The organism is Salibacterium lacus (assembly GCF_042684865.1).
GTDB lineage: Bacteria > Bacillota > Bacilli > Bacillales > Marinococcaceae > Salibacterium > Salibacterium lacus.
This window is the reverse complement of sequence record NZ_JBHUML010000002.1, coordinates 1,760,839-1,780,269: the sequence shown is the minus strand read 5'-3', so window position 1 is coordinate 1,780,269 and position 19,431 is coordinate 1,760,839. Positions and strand designations below refer to the sequence as shown.

General features: G+C 43.8%; 18 protein-coding genes. 14 read left to right on the top strand and 4 right to left on the bottom strand.

The features are described 5' to 3' along the window. Positions 1 to 32: 32 nt before the first annotated feature. A complete protein-coding gene (gene nagE, locus ACFSUB_RS09915; protein WP_380713020.1) occupies positions 33 to 1,865 on the bottom strand; it encodes an N-acetylglucosamine-specific PTS transporter subunit IIBC in 1,833 nt (610 codons plus the stop codon). A gap of 279 nt (positions 1,866 to 2,144) precedes the next feature. Here nagE and ACFSUB_RS09910 point away from each other — a divergent pair, with 279 nt between their 5' ends. The 8 genes from ACFSUB_RS09910 (at position 2,145) to ACFSUB_RS09875 (ending at position 9,166) form a co-directional block, all read left to right on the top strand. Continuing rightward, a complete protein-coding gene (locus ACFSUB_RS09910) occupies positions 2,145 to 2,864 on the top strand; it encodes a Na-translocating system protein MpsC family protein (RefSeq protein ID WP_380713019.1) in 720 nt (239 codons plus the stop codon). A 157-nt stretch (positions 2,865 to 3,021) separates the two neighbouring features. After that, positions 3,022 to 3,219 carry a hypothetical protein gene (locus tag ACFSUB_RS09905; RefSeq protein WP_380713018.1) on the top strand — a complete coding sequence of 66 codons (198 nt, stop codon included), beginning with the start codon at positions 3,022 to 3,024 and terminating at the stop codon, positions 3,217 to 3,219. Positions 3,220 to 3,368: 149 nt separating this feature from the next. Then, positions 3,369 to 3,974 carry a hypothetical protein gene (locus ACFSUB_RS09900; protein ID WP_380713017.1) on the top strand — a complete coding sequence of 202 codons (606 nt, stop codon included), beginning with the start codon at positions 3,369 to 3,371 and terminating at the stop codon, positions 3,972 to 3,974. A 440-nt stretch (positions 3,975 to 4,414) separates the two neighbouring features. Beyond that, positions 4,415 to 4,945 carry a hypothetical protein gene (locus ACFSUB_RS09895; protein ID WP_380713016.1) on the top strand — a complete coding sequence of 177 codons (531 nt, stop codon included), beginning with the start codon at positions 4,415 to 4,417 and terminating at the stop codon, positions 4,943 to 4,945. A 159-nt stretch (positions 4,946 to 5,104) separates the two neighbouring features. Next, positions 5,105 to 5,719: a DUF3889 domain-containing protein gene (locus ACFSUB_RS09890; RefSeq protein WP_380713015.1), complete on the top strand. Its 615-nt coding sequence runs from the start codon at positions 5,105 to 5,107 to the stop codon at positions 5,717 to 5,719. Positions 5,720 to 6,054: 335 nt separating this feature from the next. Next, positions 6,055 to 7,830, top strand: a complete 1,776-nt coding sequence (locus ACFSUB_RS09885; protein ID WP_380713014.1) for an SLC13 family permease — start codon at positions 6,055 to 6,057, stop codon at positions 7,828 to 7,830. Positions 7,831 to 7,903: 73 nt separating this feature from the next. Then, positions 7,904 to 8,221, top strand: coding sequence for a helix-turn-helix domain-containing protein (locus tag ACFSUB_RS09880; protein WP_380713013.1), 318 nt, complete (start codon positions 7,904 to 7,906; stop codon positions 8,219 to 8,221). A gap of 39 nt (positions 8,222 to 8,260) precedes the next feature. Continuing rightward, entirely contained in the window at positions 8,261 to 9,166 is a 906-nt protein-coding gene (locus ACFSUB_RS09875; protein WP_380713012.1) for an NUDIX domain-containing protein, read from the top strand. 9 nt (positions 9,167 to 9,175) lie between these two features. Here ACFSUB_RS09875 and ACFSUB_RS09870 read toward each other — a convergent pair whose 3' ends face one another. Beyond that, on the bottom strand, positions 9,176 to 9,964 hold the full coding sequence (locus tag ACFSUB_RS09870) for a carbon-nitrogen family hydrolase (RefSeq protein ID WP_380713011.1): 789 nt from the start codon (positions 9,962 to 9,964) through the stop codon (positions 9,176 to 9,178). Between the two features lie 404 nt (positions 9,965 to 10,368). On the opposite strand from ACFSUB_RS09870, the gene ACFSUB_RS09865 reads away from it, so the two are divergent. After that, positions 10,369 to 11,544, top strand: a complete 1,176-nt coding sequence (locus tag ACFSUB_RS09865) for a pyridoxal phosphate-dependent aminotransferase (protein ID WP_380713010.1) — start codon at positions 10,369 to 10,371, stop codon at positions 11,542 to 11,544. 32 nt (positions 11,545 to 11,576) lie between these two features. On the opposite strand, the gene ACFSUB_RS09860 is transcribed toward ACFSUB_RS09865, so the two are convergent. After that, positions 11,577 to 11,789 carry a hypothetical protein gene (locus tag ACFSUB_RS09860; protein WP_380713009.1) on the bottom strand — a complete coding sequence of 71 codons (213 nt, stop codon included), beginning with the start codon at positions 11,787 to 11,789 and terminating at the stop codon, positions 11,577 to 11,579. A gap of 725 nt (positions 11,790 to 12,514) precedes the next feature. Next, positions 12,515 to 13,063 carry a response regulator transcription factor gene (locus ACFSUB_RS09855; RefSeq protein WP_380713008.1) on the bottom strand — a complete coding sequence of 183 codons (549 nt, stop codon included), beginning with the start codon at positions 13,061 to 13,063 and terminating at the stop codon, positions 12,515 to 12,517. A 147-nt stretch (positions 13,064 to 13,210) separates the two neighbouring features. On the opposite strand from ACFSUB_RS09855, the gene ACFSUB_RS09850 reads away from it, so the two are divergent. The 5 genes from ACFSUB_RS09850 (at position 13,211) to galE (ending at position 18,814) form a co-directional block, all read left to right on the top strand. Continuing rightward, positions 13,211 to 15,337, top strand: a complete 2,127-nt coding sequence (locus ACFSUB_RS09850; protein ID WP_380713007.1) for a glycosyltransferase family 39 protein — start codon at positions 13,211 to 13,213, stop codon at positions 15,335 to 15,337. After that, positions 15,330 to 16,304, top strand: coding sequence for a glycosyltransferase family 2 protein (locus ACFSUB_RS09845; protein WP_380713006.1), 975 nt, complete (start codon positions 15,330 to 15,332; stop codon positions 16,302 to 16,304). Before ACFSUB_RS09850 ends, ACFSUB_RS09845 begins: the two co-directional genes overlap by 8 nt. After that, positions 16,279 to 16,686 carry a GtrA family protein gene (locus ACFSUB_RS09840; RefSeq protein ID WP_380713005.1) on the top strand — a complete coding sequence of 136 codons (408 nt, stop codon included), beginning with the start codon at positions 16,279 to 16,281 and terminating at the stop codon, positions 16,684 to 16,686. The genes ACFSUB_RS09845 and ACFSUB_RS09840 overlap by 26 nt, the downstream gene beginning before the upstream one ends. Before the next feature lie 3 nt (positions 16,687 to 16,689). Beyond that, positions 16,690 to 17,574: a UTP--glucose-1-phosphate uridylyltransferase GalU gene (gene galU, locus ACFSUB_RS09835; protein ID WP_380713004.1), complete on the top strand. Its 885-nt coding sequence runs from the start codon at positions 16,690 to 16,692 to the stop codon at positions 17,572 to 17,574. Between the two features lie 250 nt (positions 17,575 to 17,824). Then, complete coding sequence (galE, locus tag ACFSUB_RS09830; RefSeq protein WP_380713003.1) at positions 17,825 to 18,814, top strand: UDP-glucose 4-epimerase GalE; 990 nt, start codon at positions 17,825 to 17,827, stop codon at positions 18,812 to 18,814. The last annotated feature ends 617 nt before the right edge of the window (positions 18,815 to 19,431 follow it).

Sequence of the window (19,431 nt, the reverse complement as noted above, 5' to 3'; positions counted from 1 at the left end):
TTTTGTCCCAGACTCTTATGACATGATGAGGACTATTGGAGAGTAAGCAGGTTATCCCCGGTTTTAATGGAAGTTTCCACCGGACCGGTGACTTCTAGAGAATTATCTGCGTTGGTTATAATAACCGGAGTGGTGATGTCATAACCGGCATCCTGGATCTGTTTGATGTCAAACGCAGCCAGAAGTTGTCCTTTCTTTACCTGTTCACCCTGTTCTACATGAGGAGTGTAATGTTCTCCTTTTAACTCTACGGTGTTCAGTCCGATATGAAGCAGCACTTCATGTCCTTCCTCCGTAGTTATACCGTAGGCATGGTGAGTAGGGAAAACCGTGCTGACGGTGCCGTCTTCCGGTGCGTAAAGTCTTCCTTCTTCCGGTACGACCGCTGTTCCTTTGCCGAGAGCACCGCTTGAGAAGGCTTCATCGGCCACTTGCGCCAGCGGAAGAACAGACCCTGTTAATGGACTGGAGAGCACCGAATGACCAGCTCCCGCCATTGCTCCTGTCGTTTGATTGTTCCGCATGGCGTCGGCTACGAATTCCACGTCCGTACCAACGATGATTTGAAGATTTGTGTTATTGACTTTCATAACACCTTTGGCACCGTTGCGTTTCAACCGGTTTTCATCCACTTTATCCATATCGTGCATCTGCAGACGCAGGCGTGTGACGCAGTTATCGATGGACTGAATGTTTTCATATCCTCCAATAGCGGCCGCGTATTCCCCGGCCATCGTATCGTATTTGTCCCTGCCTTCATGAACTATGGCTTCTTCCTCATCATCTTCGCGGCCCGGCGTTTTCAAATTCAATCCTTTGATCATGGCGTAGAAAACGATGAAATAAATGATACCGAAAATAACCCCTATTCCAGCCAGCAGAAGCGGTTTGGTCGCTAAGTTAAAGTTCAGCACGTAGTCGATAGCGCCGGCTGAAAATCCGAAACCATGCAAGGTTCCGGCCAGGTAGGCGACAACAAGAGAAGCGGCAGTCAATAACGCATGAATGACATACAATAATGGAGAAATAAACATGAAAGAAAATTCAATCGGCTCGGTAATACCGGTTAAGAATGAAGTTAGCGCCAGACCGCCAAGCAGTCCGGATACCTGAGCCCGCTTTTCCGGTTTTGCGGCTATAATCATGGCAAGACAGGCTGCAGGGAGACCAAACATCATCATCGGAAACATCCCGGCCATAAATATACCGGCTGTTGGATCTCCTGCGAAGAAACGATCCAGATCGCCCGTGGCCCCTTCAAACGAGCCAAACTCAAACCAGATCAGGCTGTTTAACACGTGGTGCAGTCCGATAGGAATCAACAGACGGTTCAGGAAGCCATACACTCCAACACCAACCGCGCCGGCATCAATGATCCATTGTCCGATCGAGTCAATAAATCCCTGTACAGGAGGCCAGACGAAACCGAATATACCGGCAAGAATAACCATGACCCCGGCGGTTATAATCGGCACAAACCGGCGCCCTCCGAAAAAGCCAAGCCAGTTCGGAAGTTTAATATCATGAAAACGGTTATATAAAAGGGCAGCGGTAATTCCTGATATGATACCTCCCAAGAATCCCATATCAATATTTTCGTTGATTGCAGCCGTTCCTTCCTGCAGCACGAAGAACGCAATAACTCCGGCAAGGCCGGAAGCACCATTTCCATCTTTCGACAAGCCTACTGCAACCCCTATGGCAAAAAGCAGCGGCAGGTTATCGAATAAAGCAGATCCCGCAGCGGCCATAAAAGGAATATCAAAAAGGTCATCCTGTCCAAGCCGTTGCAGCAAAGCGGCGGCAGGGAGTGTCGCGATGGGAAGCATTAATGCTTTCCCGATACGCTGTAAAAAGTCAAGCACGTGAAGAAACCCCTTTCTTTTTAAAATAAAGTTCTTTTGAAAATAAGTCCATTACTAAATATAAACACATTTTAGCACCTATACTTATAGTTGTCTATACCAGTTTTTATACAAACAAAAATCAAGGTTTTGAACCGTCATACCAAGGGTATATTTAGTATTTCAATCGTGTTTCATATGAAAAAAGGTTTCTCACTTTAACTACTTCAATATATTCTTTATAATAAAACATAGGAAAGAGAAAAAAACGTCTCTTTCTACATAAGGGGAATGGTTGTCATGGAAAAGAATTCGATTCAGGCTGAAATTGCCAGCTATACAGGTAAATTGCTCCGGGACAATTTCGGCAAAGGACCATCATCGGTCTACGTTTCGATAAAACGCCCGTTTATTACCATTTACCTCAGCGATTTTCTGGCTCCCATGGAACGGGTGTTAATCGGTCAGAATAAAACCATAAAAGTGGAAGAAACAAGGGACCTTCTGATGCAGGAACTGCTTCCCGATATTAAGGCTACACTGAAAGCCAGCGCCGGGCTTGATATAAAGGAAATGTATTACGACTGGTCGCTTCATAATAAAACCGGGATTCTGGTCGGTGAAATGATAAATGAAGATGGGGAGAATGATATTCTTCTCGAAAACTATGAAAAAAAAGAAGCGATTCACGAACAAATCGGAGAAGTGAGCATGCAGGCGGAAAAGTGGCCGGAAGCGGTGGATTCCTGTCTTTTAAATGATAGAACCCTGATTATCACAAGGGTCGGTATCCTTGTGAAAATTGAAAAAGAGTTAATCCGCAGAGGTTTTGAAGAGCAGTTGAAACTTTCCAAACGACAGTTGGAAAAGAGGCTGCTGGATGCCGGAGAATTTGAAAAAATCCTGGGCAGCAAAATAAAAGATATTTTTGTCGACTGGGATTTTAACATTGATAAAAGCTACATCATCATCATTTTACAAGCTAACCAGCCATACGGTGGAAATGAGTTGGACAAATAGAGCCAAACATAAGCCGAAGAGGAGATATGACTCCTTTTCGGCTTTTTTAGTTCATACAAACGCATATAAAACCAGCGTTTTAGACGCAGGTTACTTTTCTTTAGGTCAGGCGTTCATCAAACGTTTGTTTTAACCGCAGCAGAGAGGATGGAATCATTTGAATTATTTAATCGATCACAAAACACAACGAATTCATAAAACAGCTTATGCAGGAGACGCCTGCCGGTTTAATGAAACACCGGTTGAGGAGCGGGAAGTGTCTCACGATAATGATTATGTAGATGTACTGATAAAAACCAAGGGTTACATGGTTTGCAAAAATTGTTATCACAGCAATTCCTTTATTGTAGAGTGAAGGAAAAAACTTCTGCATATTTTAATGCAGGAGTTTTTAAAAATATCTTTCTTCTTTTTGATGTGTATGGGTATAATAGTATAAAAGAAATATTATATTATGGAAACATATACCACGATGAAAGTCGTGTGGAGAAAGGAGTTTTACACTTGTCATGGGAAGAAAAGCAAAAGCTGCGGGATATTGTGCAGAACGCTATAGATAATCAACAGTTTGACCGCGCGGAGCAGGGTGTACACCATTTACGGCAGCTGGCCGCTCTGGAGTCTTTTATTCAGGAAACAGCACCTGCTGCAGACAGTACGCCCCGGTCGACGGAAAGCCGGGAGACAAACACTGAGGCTAAAGGAACCACGACTGAAAAAACCCCTTCGGAAAACCCTGATAAAGAAGGCATTACAATCTATTACATAGAGGACAGAAATATTATAAAATTCAGAAAATCCCCTCAGACGTATTCTGTTGATATGGAGTTTTTTAAAGTATTTTTGGAAAAGCTGGAAGAATGGCGGCATCAGGAACCCTTCAGTTCGAAAGACTTTTTCGATCAGTTTTCAGAAACACTGAAATCTTATGCGACGTATCAAACGTCGACACTGCGTCAATTTGTAACGCTCCTTTTCCGCACAGCGTTTCACCTTGGAATACTGAGAAATCCTGAATCCCCGCAGAGAAGCAGGTATATCACTTCTACAACGGTCGGCAGGGATGACATTATAGAGAAAGTCATGAACGAAAAAACGATAGAAATATAGTTTGTTAAAAAAGTCTGGGAAAAGCCAGACTTTTTTTGATTAGACCGAAACGTATCTCATGTTGGTGTTTTTCTTAAAAAACGTATAAGACCTCTTTCGCAGAAAAGAATGTATTTCCCGGGACATACTCATTTTGTGACAATCTTTGCTTTAAAAAAGTCCAAAGTGATATGTGAAAAAAGTCCAGTGCTTTTCCTGGAACAGGGCTTCACGGGAATAAAGGAGGATAGGGACGTATTGGGCATTGTAAGGGGATTTCATTAGTAAAGAACGAGTGATGGAAATTTTATAATATTGCTTAAATTTAAGAAAAAAGACTCTATTTATTTGGTGAAATAGTTTACTTTTGACTCATGCAGCGGTACAATATTAACAGTTGATACCATTCGAAATGTGAACGATATAATAAGAAAGTTCAGGCAAGGAAGGGAATACGAGTTATGCTGCATCATTTAATCACTTCCAAAACACGACTCCGGCTCATGCTGAAATTCTTTCTGAATCCCGGTACGGAAGGATACCTTCGGAGCATTACAAGAGAATTCGGGGATTCGACAAATGCTGTGAGGGTGGAACTGAACCGCTTTGTGGATCAGAATATGCTCACTTACCGAATGGAAAAGAACCTGAAAATCTACAGAGCCAACCCGGATTATGAAGCGTACAATGATATTTGTGAATTGGTGCAGCGTTACATGAACTGGTCAAAGCTGGCTGAACTTCTGGATTTTTCTGACACAGCCAATGTGTTTATTAAAGAAGAAGTAACGGACAACTACCTCTTTCACTTTGTAGTGGAGGAAGAGAGCCCGGATTTTCAGAAGGATGAAGTCCTCCATACGAGCACGGGTATGATCCGGGTGTACAGGAGAAACGCAGAAGATATTCTGAAGATGTCTGAAACATGCAAACCATTTTTTTACATAGGAAGAATCAAAAATACAGACGGCTGCGTGCCACTCGGAAAATAAACAGGGAATCCGGAACGTCTTCGTCCTTGATACATATTGAAAACGCTTTTTACTATTTTAAAAGGTAGTAAAAAGCGTTTTTTTGAATGCGGGTGTTCCTTGTTGGGCGCGGAATGCATAGGATGAGAAAGAAAGGCAGGTTGAACAGGAGGGAACAAGATGTATTATTATCCTTATGTGATGCAGGCTGTGCCGCCTGTGCCGCATCCTATGCCCCGTACTTTTGATTATGAAGCCAGGCAGCAGACCATTCAGGGACAGGCGACATGGACGCAGGGAGGACCTGTAACAAAATGCGGCATGTCCTGGTCATCCTACCATTACATGACAGCAGCGGTGGGAGAATCTTCCCCTTATTCATGCGGGCAGAACTTAAAAATCAGGTACCCTGTTACGGGAAGAGAGATGATTGTAACGGTTGTCGACCAGGTTGCCGGTTATCCGCCGAACCGTCTCAACCTTCAAAAACAGGTGTTTGAAGCACTTGGAGCTGATCCTGCTACAGGGGTTATTCCAATTGAAATCACTCCTTCTCCGGAACTGGAAGAAGAAAATTGGGGAAAATATCTGCTTGAAATGACGCAGAATGCTTACCCCAATTACAACGTGACGAACTATCAGCCGCTGGGTTCGTCCCAGGTGAATGAGAATCAAACCCGGACTACGTTTGAATTCACACTCCAGTCCCCGCAGGAGACAAGGAAAGTAAGAGCGTCCGTCACGTACAATCCCGAAACCGACCGCGTTGTTTCTTTTAATATTCAGGAAATGTGAACTATCGGGGGAACTGTATCAAAAGGTACAGTTCTCTTTTTCATTTGAAAGGAAAGGCAGCAGCGGTAAGAATACGCCTGCAGTGCAGGTTCAATGTGCAGTGGGGTGATTTCGAATGTTATTTACCCACCCGGCGGTATAGTTCCACGGAACTGATGTGCATTGGGGCAAACGCGGGACAAATTGAATTCTTTTCGCGGACCTTTGGTACTTCTTTTATTGTATGCACAGTCATTAAATTAATAATTCCGATCAGAAAACTCATATTTATTGCCGGCTGGGATTGGTTGCTATATAATGATGGGAAGAGGAATGATACATAAGGAAGGTTACGTATGACGATAGAAATCGCGGTCGTATTAATTGGAATAACCGCTATGATGGCCGGGCTCTTTTTAGAAGCAGCCCGGCCCGATCTGCTTGTGTTTTTCACGCTGTTTGTTTTTTTGATGCTTGGGTTTGTGACCCCGGATGAGGCGCTGGCCGGCTTTTCCAATCAGGGAATGATGACGGTGGCGCTTCTCTTTGTTGTGGCCGGGGTTTTTGAAAAAAGCGGACTAATCGAGAGGCTGATGTCCTCTTTTCTGGCGGATGCGGTGACAGACCGCGGTGCGATGGGAAAACTGCTCTTTCCGGTATCGGCGTTTTCCGCTTTTTTCAATAATACTCCCATTGTTGCGACGCTGACTCCGGTCGTCCGCCGCTGGACATCAAGGCGCAATATTTCCCCTTCCAAATATCTTCTGCCTCTTTCCTACGCTTCCATTCTGGGCGGTACGATAACGTTAATCGGCACGTCCACGAACCTTGTGGTGCACGGGTTATTGATTGATGCAGGAGAGACGGGATTTTCCTTTTTTCAGCTTGCCTGGGTAGGTGTACCGATTACGATTGCCGGGCTTTTTTATCTGCTCTTGTTCGGCAGAAGGCTGCTTCCGGATCACCGCAGCATGATCCAGCGTGTGAATGAAAGTACAAAAGATTATTTGAGTGAAGTGAAAGTAACGCCGGAATTCGCTTATTCCGGAAAGACAGTGGAAGAAGCACAGCTTCGGAATTTAAAAAATTTGTATCTTGTTGAGATTATCCGTGGGAAGGAGCGGATCTCCCCGGTGAGCAGCCAGACGACAATTTGGACGGGAGACCGTTTAATTTTCACTGGAGTGATTTCAACAATTGCCGATCTACAGAAACGAAAAGGGCTTGTTGTTAATACAGGGACCGATTTATCTCTTGAGAATATAAAAAGCGGAGACAGTCGTCTTGTAGAAGCGGTCGTTTCCCACCAGTCTTCCTTAACCCAGCAGTCGATCAAACAGGGCCGCTTTCGGCAGACGTATGATGCTGCGGTTGTGGCTGTGCACCGTAACGATGAAAGAGTGGAAGGAAAAGTCGGAGATATTGTTCCGAAAGCGGGAGATCTGCTGCTGCTCGTAAGTGGTCCGGAGTTTCATGAGCGGACGCGGGAGAGAAAAGATTTTTATATCACGACACCGCTTGAAGAGCAGAAGTTTTATGAAGATGAATCTCAAGGGTGGTTGACACTGATTCTGCTGATGGCGTTAATCGGCTGTGTCATGATAGGATGGTTGTCCATTTTTAAAGCGATGGTTATTATGGTCGGTGCGTTGCTTGTTCTGAAAATCACGTCGCCATCTGAAGCGAAAGAGGCTGTTCAGTTTCAGGTGCTGCTTTTGATTGCGAGCGCTTTGGGAATTGGGCGTGTGATTACGGAGACAGGAACGGCGGAGTGGGCGGCAGAGCTTCTGATAAGCGGCCTGCAGCCTCTTGGTATTCTTGCTGTTCTCGTGTGCCTTTATTTCATGACGAACATTTTTACAGAATTGATTACAAATAATGCTGCGGCCGTCATTATGTTTCCGATTGCTTATGAAATCAGTGGAGAGATAGGGATAGAGCCGATAGGTATGGCTGTTCTGACGGCGGTGGCGGCTTCTGCCAGTTTTCTATCGCCGATTGGGTATCAGACCAACCTTATCGTATTCGGTCCGGGGGGTTATTCATTTGCCGATTACGCCCGTGTTGGCTTTCCACTTACGATGATATGTATGGCAGTAACGGTTAGTGTTGTTTACATCATGTACGTATGAAAAGGTTTTTCCTAAAAGTCTTGGTGTTTTGTGAAGAATCTTGTATGATAGTAGAAAAAGGATGTTTGTATGCATGATAGGGGTACGCATACGCCGTGAACGGCATGAACAGGCATTAACTATAGCAGAACTGGCAGAGAAAGCCGGAATCAGGGAAAGGACTCTGAGGGCAGTGGAGGAAGGAGAGCAGCATGATCCGACACGTTCTGAACTGGAGAATGTTGCAGCAGCACTCCAGGTTCCAGTGTCTTCGATTGCTCCCGCTGAAGAAAACCTTGAAGCAGAATGGCTGGATCTGGTGCAGACCGCGATGGATTCAGATATAACAAAAGAGGAGTTCAGGAAGTACATTCTGGATGAAAAAGAAAAGCGGCAGAAAAAAGAAAAATAGACAAAAGAGCCGGCGGATAAAGCTGGCTTTTTTCGTAGGATGGCGGTGAATCAAACGATGAAACGCATCAGCGATGAAAGTATTAGACAGGCACTCAAGCAAACAACGAGGCAGTATCTGGCTGGTGATTTAAAAAAACCGCAGACCGTTCCGCATTTTCATGAGAATGCAGTGGAAATCGGTGTTACTTCGTATGATGAACCGGCTTCAGAAGCCCCGCATTACCACATCCGGGCTGTGGAGTACATGTACTTGATGCGCGGAATGACTCAGTATATGAACCTGGAAACAGAAGAGGAATACACTTTTTATGCGGGCGATTTTTTTCAGATTACCCCGGGTACCATATATGCCCAGCGCTCCAGGCCGGGGACAGAGCTGCTTTTTATTAAAACACCGCCCGGCAATGACAAGGTCGTGGTGGAAGAGCCGGACGCGGTATTCACGTGGAGGCAGGCTTCTATTGAAACGACACGCACCGATTACCGCAATGACCCTGAAGCGCCGCGCCCAAACTCGGTCAAACCCGCCGCAGCTGCGGCTCTCGTCAATGAAAACGAAGAAATCCTGCTTGTGAAACGCCGCGATAATGAAAAATGGGCGATGCCGGGCGGTGTGATGGAAGAAGGAGAGGACCTTGCAGCATGTGTGAAGCGGGAAGCCAGGGAAGAAACCGGATATGGCATCGAAGTGACCGGCATTGTCGGCACTTACACCAACCCGGGGACCGTTATTGCTTACTCCGACGGTGAAGTACGGCGGGAATTTCTGATATTGTACGAAGCTCGTATCACAGGGGGAGAGATGCAGCTGGACGCAGAATCCAGTGATTACGCATGGGTGTCTCCCTCGGATGCGGCTGCGCTCCCGATGACAGATTCGCAGAGGCAGCGTGTGGAGGATGTGAAGTCGTTTCGGCAGCACGGCGTTCCTTCGTTTCGTTAGGCAGCTGTGTCACTCGTAAAATTCCGGACGCCGGCTCTCGAAAATAGGAACCTGTCTTCGGACTTCGGGTACTTGTTCCGGTTGAATGCTGCTGCGCACCGACTGCTCCTGATACCGGTGTCCTTGTGCCAGCACATGTCCCGATGGATTGATAACCATCGACGTCCCAGCAAAATCAATATCGTTGTAACTGCCGATGCGGTTGCATGAAACAATATAACATTGATTCTCGATGGCCCTGGCAATCTGCAGATAATACCAGTGATCCCTTCTGGTATCGGGCCATTCCGCAACAACAAATATAACCTGTGCCCCCTGCAGAGCAAGATGACGTAAAAGCTCTGGAAAACGAAGGTCATAACAAATAACCACACCCATTTTGATGCCATCCAGTTCAAAAATCCCACACTTATGACGCCCGCCGGTTAAATAAGCCGGTTCATCGAGCATCGGCACCAAATGGAGCTTATCGTACTGATAAATAAGTTCACCATGTTTGTTGATGACAAGAGCACGGTTAAATATGTCCCCGTTTTCTTTCCAGGCGATGGAACCGCCGATAAGGTGCACCCCGTGTTTGACTGCGAGTTCCTGCAGAAAAGGAATGGTCTTACTGCCCGCATGATCGGCTGTATCCGGAAGCTCTGGCAGAGTATAGGCAGTCGTCCACATTTCAGGAAGAACGATGATATCCGGCCCGGTATTATCTGCCTCCTGCCGCACCGCCTCCGCCACGTTGGCGCGGTTAGCCGCCGGATCACCCGGTACTATATCCATTTGAAGGGAAGAAACAAGCATACGGTAACCTCCTTACTCATCTGCCTATCATTGTACGCTGAAAAGACGAAAAAGCATAGCTGTTTATAATGCCAAAGGAACTTGGAAAAACGAATGTCCCCGTAGCCGCACCTGTCTTCCAGCAAAAGGTTCGATATATACAAAAAGAGTGTGGGCCAAAACTATTGATAGATATAAAACTCCCGAACGATTCTTCAGGAAATCGTTCGGGAGTTTTGTTATGCATCCTGCATCGGAACGTTAATACGCGCATATTTCTGTTGTTTCATGTTTGTCGTTTATATCAATCTGTGTGAATCGACAGCAGAAAAGAGAAAAAGAACGCATATTTCCCGGAAAATACTCGGTACATGCCTGTTGTGATAGAATAAAAGAAATGATGCACCCAAGGAGGAAAGCAGAACATGCAATTTGAACCTTCAATGAAACTTAAACGGCTCCCGGATCAGTTTTTCGCAGGTCTGGTGCAGCAGGTCAAACAAATGAAGGACGAAGGGATAGATGTTATTAATTTAGGACAGGGCAACCCGGATCTACCCGCTCCTGCTGCTGTAGTTGAAGCATTGCAGGAAGCGGCAGAAAAGCCGGAGCATCACAAATATTCCCCATTCCGGGGGAGAAAAGAGCTGAAACAGGCCGTTGCTGACTTTTACAGCAGAGAGTACGGTGTGACACTGGATCCGGAATCCGAAGTTGCCGTGTTATTCGGAGCCAAAACAGGACTGGTGGAAATCAGCGAATGCTTTTTGAATGAAGGAGATACGGCGCTGCTGCCGGACCCGGGTTATCCGGATTATTGGTCAGGTACGGCGCTTGCCGGCGCTGAAACGGTGAACATGCCTTTGCGGGAGGAGAATCATTTTCTGCCGGATTATAACGAACTCAACGAGGAAACACTGGATAAAGCAAAGCTGATGTTTTTAAATTACCCCAATAATCCGACGGCAGCTACAGCAGACATCACTTTCTTCGAAGAAACGGTAAACACGGCTGCCCGGCATCAGATATGTGTCGTTCATGATTTCGCGTATGGGGCTATCGGGTATGACGGTTTCCGGCCGCCGAGCTTTTTACAGGCGGAAGGGGCCAAAGAGGTCGGCGTGGAAATGTATACATTATCCAAAACGTATAATATGGCAGGATGGCGGGTCGCGGCAGCTGTTGGAAATCCGTCAGTGATTGAAGCACTGAATATGATTCAGGACCATTTGCATGTCAGTCTTTTCGGAGGGATTCAGGAAGCGGCTGCCCGGGCACTGACCATGGATCAGGAGCCGGTTTGGAATCTTGTCCGTACATATGAATCGAGGCGGAACATTTTTGTGGAAGCACTTAGAGAACAGGGCTGGGAGGGAGAAGCCCCATCCGGCACCTTTTTTGTCTGGCTTCCCGTGCCGCAGGGATATACGTCAAATACTTTCGCAGACATTCTTCTAAAAAATGAACACGTGGCTGTCGCTTCCGGACGTGGTTTTGGAGAGCAGGGAGAAGGGTACATACGTGTGGGTCTGTTGAACGATGAAAAACACTTACGCGAAGCTGCCATCCGTATTGCCCGCTATTTTAAAAGCCGGGAATAATGGTCCCGGTTATTGGCACATTCATCAAAGAGTTAATCCAAATTGTTCAAAATTTCCACTACATTTCCTGAAGATTTGGAATTTGCAACATAGACATTTTTTTCATGGCCGATAAACATTAGTGTCAGCTTTCCATTCTTGTTTTGAGATAAAAGTAAACCTCGGTTCGTGTCATCGTTATATATAATCTGCATATCATAAGTTGGTTTATCAACTTTTATTTCTTCTTTTTCAGCACTTTCCATTAACGTTTGGAAGTCTTCTATTTTCTTACTATCTTCAATACTCAGTAAAAAAATTTCATATAAAATTCCAAAACTAGAATATTATGCTATATTTACACGTTTTATATCTTGGTTAACCGGCATTCCTTCGGCTTTACATCCAAATAATCCTATGATACATACCAGGGATAAAAGTAAAACATCTTTTTCACACCAATCTCCTCCAACTCAATAATTACAAACATCAATTTCACTCTGAAGTTGCATAATTAATAGAAAAAATTCCATAAATGTTCATAAAAAGACAGAACCTCCAAGTCTGCTCATGCGATGGATGCGCTGACAAACACGTACACAGAGGGGTTCTACCATATGTCTACTGTAGCACAGTCATCATCTATCGACCATTTCTTAAATCATATTAATGTGTCTCTCCATGTACCAAAGCCTGCATATCAGCACCTTTCCCATCTTCTGCAGGGTATGATTCAAGAGCGGCGGAATGGAGGTATAACAGTACTACGGAACAGCAGTTTCTGGTAGCGCCATCTCCCATCGGTAACGCGATTTTTTCAATATGGACAGTGGAACGAGCAGGGCGTTCAGCGAAAGCTGCAGAGGTCTATCTATCAACAAGTTCAGCAGATGGATCCTTTCATGCTTATCATCGATGACAGCATCTGTCCAAAAACCAAGCCCTCGTCACAGGCTTTGGAACCGACAGAGGGAGCTTCCTATCCCTTTGATCACAAACTTCGTACCATCCCATGGTTAAGAATCAAATACTTAAGAAGGTAATATTCCGTTGGTGAAAGGCTCAAAAGTTTTTCGTGATAGCTTATTTCTTTCCTTCTGTTATCTATTGTAAAAGGTCCGTGCTTTACTTCACTAAACATATCCGGGAACTGGTTTCGGAGTCGAGCTTGGATTCTTGCAAGCAATTCTTCGAAGCTAAAGAGTTTAACAAGATAATCATCTGCCCCATCATTAAGTCCTTTTATTCTATCAGTTACTTCATCTCCAGCTGTAAGTATATTTTCTGAAGTAGGTATGCCTGTTTTTTTGATTAAACGACATATTTTAAACCCATCCATACCAAGCATGATAGTATCAAGAATAGTTACGTGTGGATGAAATTCTTTAATTAATTGAAGTGACTTCATTCCCTCAGTAGCGGTTTCTACTTCATACCCCTCATTGATCAGACCGAGTTTTAATAAGTGTAAGATATGTTCCTCATCGTCAACAATTAATACTGATATCTTTTTTATCCATGCTTTATCTAGTCCTCCCAATGATTTCCTTTATATTTCTAATTATAAATCTTTACTTTTGATAATCGTGCAATTTTCAGCAGATTTTAAGCTAATATTCATTTGAATATTAGCTTAAAATCTTCATAGTGGAATTATTATCAAATTGAACGTAAGGAGTGATCGTTCTTGGGAAAGAGATGGTTCCATCGATTAGATTTGCCTTTAGTCTTTATTGTTATGTTATCGGCATTTCTAACCATGTACAACATTTGGACAGATCAATATGTAAATACCTACTATACAACAGCGGTAGGCAGCATGATGGAAAGTTTTTATAATTTCTTTTTTGCCTCTCTGGATTCAGCGGGCTCAGTTACATTAGACAAGCCGCCAGTGACGTTTTGGATTCAGACAATTAGTGCAAAAATATTCGGATTAGAGGGGTGGAGCGTCATTCTCCCGCAGGCTTTGTCTGCGATTGGATCAGTACTGCTCATATACTTTTTGATCAAACCATCCTTTGGAACGTTAGCGGCAAGATTAGCTGCTCTAGCCATGGCTATAACGCCAATTGCTGTGGCAGTCAGTCGGACGAATAATATTGACAGTATGCTTGTCTTCACCCTGTTGTTGGCAACATCGCTTTTATTCCGTGGAGTAAAAAAAGAAAATATGTGGCTGGTGATGGGAGCTTTTGCTCTTGTGGGAGTAGCCTTCAATATGAAAATGCTCCAAGCTTACATGGTACTTCCCGCTTTTTACCTTTTCTATTGGTTAGCAGTTAAGGTGAATTGGAAGAAGAAACTCGGCATTGTGACAGGGGCTACAGCCGTGCTTATCGTTATTTCTTTATCTTGGGCAGTCATTGTAGATAGTATTCCAGAAGATGAACGTCCCTATGTAGGCAGTAGTGAAATCAATTCTGTACTTGAGCTCGCCTTTGGTTACAACGGTATTTCCCGGTTGACTGGCAATCAAGGGGGCAATCCCACTGGTGGGGGCTCTCCTGGGAATCAAAGCGGAACTAATGACAGAGCCTTACCGGAAGGAATGCCTTCTCAAGACCAAGGTGATCAAGGTCAGCAACTGCCAGATGGAACGAACGAAAGAGGACCTGGAGCAGGAGGGCCGAATATGCAAAACGGACCTCGAGGAGGAGGACCAGGCGGTATGTTTGGTACCGGTGAAGAAGGGCCATTAAGGCTATTTAAACAGAGTCTATCTGGTCAAGCCAGCTGGCTTCTTCCATTTGTTTTATTGGCAAGCATAAGTCTTATGTCAAGAGATCCAATTAGACAGATGAGACAGAGAACGAAAGAAGTTGTTTTTTGGTTAGCGTGGCTCGTTCCTGTCGCAGGCTTCTTTAGTATCGCAGGTTTCTTCCACCATTATTATTTAATTATGCTCGCCCCACCTATAGCAGCATTATTCGGGAGTGGAGCAGTACAAATCTTCCAGGATTATTGTAGCAGAAATGGATGGCGGGGATGGATCTTTCCTTTTGCGATTCTTGTTACAGCAATTTTCCATTGGTATACCATGAAACCTTATAACGATGTTATTGGACAAGAATGGTCCATCGGAGTCCTTGTTATAAGTGTAGCCGTCTTCCTGACCTTAGTTATTCTTAAAATAAAGGCTGTAACCATGAAACCTTTAGGTGTGATGTTTATTCTTGTTTTGTTAGTAGGGCCACTTTATTGGGCGGCTACGCCGATTGTTTATGGTGGAAACAGCATGCTCCCTCAAGCTGGTCCACAAGGTGGTATGGGTATGCCCCAGGGGGGGAGAACGCAAGACGGACAAATGCCTGACCCTTCAACGAGTCTAGAGGAAGAGGGATATATGGATGAAGGAATGTCTCCTGGTAGAGGCGGTACCCCGATGATGGGGGGACAACAGGAAGAGAGCCTTGATGAGAAAACCTTAACCTATTTAAGGGAGAACCAGACGGATGAAGAATATCTATTTGCTACAATCAGTTACACAGTGGCAGCCCCTTACATTATTGATAAAGACGAGTCCGTCATTATTATGGGAGGCTTCTCTGGAGGAGATCCTGTCTACAGCGTCAGTGAAATGGAAGAGTTGGTCTCTGAAGGTAAGGTTAAATATTTCTTATTATCTGAACGCGGATTCGGTAGAGGTGGCAGTGAAGTGTCGGAATGGATTATGGACAATGGACAAGAGATACCAGCTGAAGAATGGAGTACAAATGATTCCGATGAGCAAAGTCAAGGGCCTGGCGGATCTGAAGGATCTAACTCTTTATATAAAGTAACATTATCGGAAGGAGAAGAGAACAATGAGTGACCAAGTTCAATATTCCGTTGTCATTCCTATGTATAACGAAGAAGAAGTGATTCAAGAAACGTATCGTCGTTTGAAAAAAGTCATGGATGAAATAGGAGAGTCTTATGAGCTCTTGTTTATAAATGACGGGAGTCAAGACTCTACCTTAGAAATCATTAAAGAATATGCTAGATGGGATAAAAAGGTAAAATTGATCGAGTTTTCGCGTAACTTTGGACACCAAGTGGCCATTTCCGCCGGAATGGATTTTGCAAATGGGAACGCGGTCATTGTCATCGATGCTGATTTACAGGATCCTCCTGAATTAATAAAGGATATGACAGATCAATGGAAAGATGGCTATGAAGTGGTGTATGCAAAACGCACAAAACGTAAAGGAGAAACAGCGTTTAAACGAGCCACTGCCTTTCTCTTCTATCGCTTATTAAAATCATTAACAGAGATTGATATCCCTGTAAATACGGGTGATTTCCGTTTGATTGATCGTAAGGTATGTGACCAGATGAAGCAGCTTCATGAGAAGAATCGGTTTGTACGTGGGTTAGTTAGTTGGGTCGGATTTAATCAGACTGTAGTTGAATACGAGAGGGATGAGCGTCTGCATGGTGAGTCCAAGTATCCAATTAAAAAAATGCTTAAGCTTTCTCTCGATGGGATCACGTCCTTTTCGTATAAACCTTTAAAGCTGGCAAGTTTTGCCGGAGTCTTATTATCTCTTGCTGGGTTTCTTTATATGCTCGTCGTCATCTATCAAAAGTTATTTACAGACAGCACCGTGACGGGATGGTCTTCTGTAATTGTTATTCAATTATTATTTTTCGGCTTCGTATTATCGATTCTAGGTGTCATAGGAGAGTACATTGGCCGAATTTACGATGAATCAAAAGGACGGCCCATTTATATTGTTAAACAAACTTATGGAATTAATGGATTGAAAGACAATGATACACTTTTTAAACACAGTTAACTTGGGCAAGTTTATCAAATTCGGGCTTGTAGGAGGATTAAATACCTTCATAGATTTTACGATCTTTTTTCTATTATCCTATGTTGGGATTCCCTATGCTCTTTGCCAAGCAATATCTTATAGCTGTGGTGTTGTGAACAGTTATTTGATTAATCGGCAATGGACTTTTGACCTAGAAGATAAAAAGAATAAGAAAGAGTTCTTCAGGTTTTTAGTTGTCAACGGAGGAACGTTGCTTTTATCCATCCTACTATTACAGTTAGGATATCAATACCTTGGATGGGCTCTTGTATTTGCAAAGGTAATAGCCACTCTAGGTGGTATGGGAGTGAACTTTATATTCTCGGATCGATGGGTATTCCGAAATAAAAAGGAGAGATAACTAATGAAAGTAAAGAAAGCAATTATTCCAGTGGCAGGACTTGGTACACGGTTCTTACCAGCAACTAAGGCTCAACCCAAAGAAATGATGCCAATCGTTGATAAACCAGCGGTTCAATATATTGTGGAAGAAGCGGTAGAAGCAGGCATTGACCACATTCTATTTGTAACAGGAAGGAACAAAAAGTCGATTGAAGATCACTTTGATCGATCCGTTGAATTGGAGCAGCATTTAGAAGCAAAAAACAAAGAGGCTCAATTGAATGAAATAATTGAAATATCATCCATGGCGACCATACAGTACGTACGTCAAAAAGAACCTCTTGGTTTAGGTCATGCTCTTCTATGTGCTGAACAATTTGTCGGTGATGGGCCATTTGCTGTCCTTCTAGGTGATGATATTATGGACAGTTCTATTCCGGGGATTCAACAGTTGATAGAGGTTTTCGAACGAACCAATCAATCTGTTGTGGGGGTGCAAGAAGTTCCTTATGATAATGTGAGCAAGTATGGCGTTATTCAACCTAGACAATCAAGTCAAAACCCCTGTGTTATTGAGGACTTAATTGAGAAGCCATCCAGAGATCAAGCACCCTCCAACCTAGCTATCATGGGGCGGTACGTTTTAAAGCCAACTATTTTTCGTTTTTTAAGGGATTTGAAAAAAGGAGCTGGAGACGAATATCAACTAACAGACGCCTTAAAAGAATCTTTAGAGTATGAATGTATCAATGCATCTATATTAGAAGGGGAACGCTATGACGTTGGCCATAAGCTTGGGTATATACAAGCTACTCTAGAATTAGGATTGAAACGTTCGGATCTGAATGAAGATTTATTTGCATTGCTAAGAAACTTTGTCGAAAATGAAAAGAAAGGTGTCATGTAATGAAGAAGGTGTAAGTGAAAGTCGAGGTTCTAAAAAGAATAAGCGGCTAAATAAAATAGCTCGGATTTCCTGCAGGTGATAATCACATTTAGTCACACCTAAAAAAGGAGTTGTGGGGGATTATTTATAGTGAAGGAACGTTTGTATTGTTAAAAATTCCGCACCGATTTTGGTGGCTGGACGTTCAAAATTGTGAATAAAGATGAAGTAGATTCATATATAAGTAATGGTTTGGAGGGGGATAGAGGATATGACGGTTCTAGTATGTGGAGGAGCGGGATATATTGGAAGCCATGCTGTTGCTCAACTACTCGATCGTAACGAAAAAGCGGTCGTAGTGGATAACTTACAAAAAGGACACGGTGAGGCGATTTTGGACGGGGTCACCTTTTGCAACGGTGACTTGCGTGATCAAGCATTTCTCGATCGCGTGTTTCAAGAAAACGAGATCCACTCAGTCATACACTTTGCGGCAGATTCCCTTGTCGGAGAAAGTGTAGAAAATCCTTTACAATACTATGATAACAACGTTCACGGTGCCACCTGTCTTTTAAAATCGATGGCGAAATATGAAGTGAAACGGATAGTTTTTTCCTCAACAGCTGCTGTTTATGGAGAGTCAAAGCAAGTACCGATTCAAGAAGACGCTTGGGCAGTACCAACCAATCCGTATGGGGAAACCAAACTTGTTATTGAAAAGATGCTTCAATGGGCAGAACAAGCTCACGACATTAAGCATGTAGTGCTCCGATACTTTAATGTGGCAGGTGCTGATCCGCATGGCAGGATTGGGGAAGACCATCGTCCTGAAACCCACTTGATCCCGATTGTCTTACAAGTTGCCCAAGGAAAGCGTGAGAAGATCATGATTTTTGGCGATGACTATCCGACAGAAGATGGGACATGTATCCGTGATTATATCCATGTCAATGATTTAGTGGATGCACACCTTCTTGCTATTGAAAAATTGGCGAATGATGGGAAGAGCGCGATCTATAACCTGGGAAACGGACGAGGATTCAGCGTGAAAGAGGTTATTGATACAGCACGAAGAGTTACCGCTCATCCCATCCCTGCTGAAGTAGCTCCACGTAGGCCCGGCGATCCTGCTCAGCTTGTTGCATCCTCAGAAAAAGTGATCAAGGAGCTCAGATGGGAGCCAGAGTACGCGGGATTAGATACGATGATTCAAACCGCTTGGGATTGGTTTCGGACACATCGGGATGGATACGGTAAATAAGCGAAAGGTTTGGTGAAAGATATAGATCTTAAGAAACGAGGGCTCAGGAAATGAGAGAAAAAACCGTACCTTTTTAAATTAATAGGGCTGTCTTTGTCCGCCGGTGTTTTAGGTTCTGCGCTTACGTTAGGGATAATTTCTTACGATGACAATATAGATGTGAATCTGACTGCTGTTGAAAGTACATTTGAAGAAGCGGTTGATGTCGATGTATCACAGATGTATGAATATTCAAATTTATATACTGCTGATATTGTTGCTGATACATCCAATGCAATAGTCGGAGTCGTTAATATGGCAATGCAAAATGGTCCGTCCCAAAATGTCATAGAGATGGTAGAGAGTGGAACGGGTTCACAGGTGTCATCTATAAGGTTACGGATGATATCGCTTATATCGTCACAAACAATCACGTAGTAGAAGGGGCATCCGAAATTCAAGTTTCCCTTAACGATGGAAAAGAAGTGACAGCTGACTGGTTGGAACAGATGCCCTCACTGATATCGCTGTATTGAAAATTGAAGGTAGCTACGACATGACACCTCTGGCATTCGGGGATTCCGAAGATATTCGGGCGGGTGAAATGGAAGATGGAACTGATTCGGTCTTGAATATCA

Coding starts and splice junctions, on each gene's coding strand:
- ACFSUB_RS09910 (WP_380713019.1), top strand. CDS start 2,145: ATGGAAAAGAATTCGATTCAGGCTGAAATTGCCAGCTATACAGGTAAA.
- ACFSUB_RS09895 (WP_380713016.1), top strand. CDS start 4,415: ATGCTGCATCATTTAATCACTTCCAAAACACGACTCCGGCTCATGCTG.
- ACFSUB_RS09890 (WP_380713015.1), top strand. CDS start 5,105: ATGTATTATTATCCTTATGTGATGCAGGCTGTGCCGCCTGTGCCGCAT.
- ACFSUB_RS09885 (WP_380713014.1), top strand. CDS start 6,055: ATGACGATAGAAATCGCGGTCGTATTAATTGGAATAACCGCTATGATG.
- ACFSUB_RS09880 (WP_380713013.1), top strand. CDS start 7,904: ATGATAGGGGTACGCATACGCCGTGAACGGCATGAACAGGCATTAACT.
- ACFSUB_RS09875 (WP_380713012.1), top strand. CDS start 8,261: ATGGCGGTGAATCAAACGATGAAACGCATCAGCGATGAAAGTATTAGA.
- ACFSUB_RS09870 (WP_380713011.1), bottom strand. CDS start 9,964: ATGCTTGTTTCTTCCCTTCAAATGGATATAGTACCGGGTGATCCGGCG.
- ACFSUB_RS09865 (WP_380713010.1), top strand. CDS start 10,369: ATGCAATTTGAACCTTCAATGAAACTTAAACGGCTCCCGGATCAGTTT.
- ACFSUB_RS09860 (WP_380713009.1), bottom strand. CDS start 11,789: ATGGAAAGTGCTGAAAAAGAAGAAATAAAAGTTGATAAACCAACTTAT.
- ACFSUB_RS09845 (WP_380713006.1), top strand. CDS start 15,330: ATGAGTGACCAAGTTCAATATTCCGTTGTCATTCCTATGTATAACGAA.
- ACFSUB_RS09840 (WP_380713005.1), top strand. CDS start 16,279: ATGATACACTTTTTAAACACAGTTAACTTGGGCAAGTTTATCAAATTC.
- galU (WP_380713004.1), top strand. CDS start 16,690: ATGAAAGTAAAGAAAGCAATTATTCCAGTGGCAGGACTTGGTACACGG.
- galE (WP_380713003.1), top strand. CDS start 17,825: ATGACGGTTCTAGTATGTGGAGGAGCGGGATATATTGGAAGCCATGCT.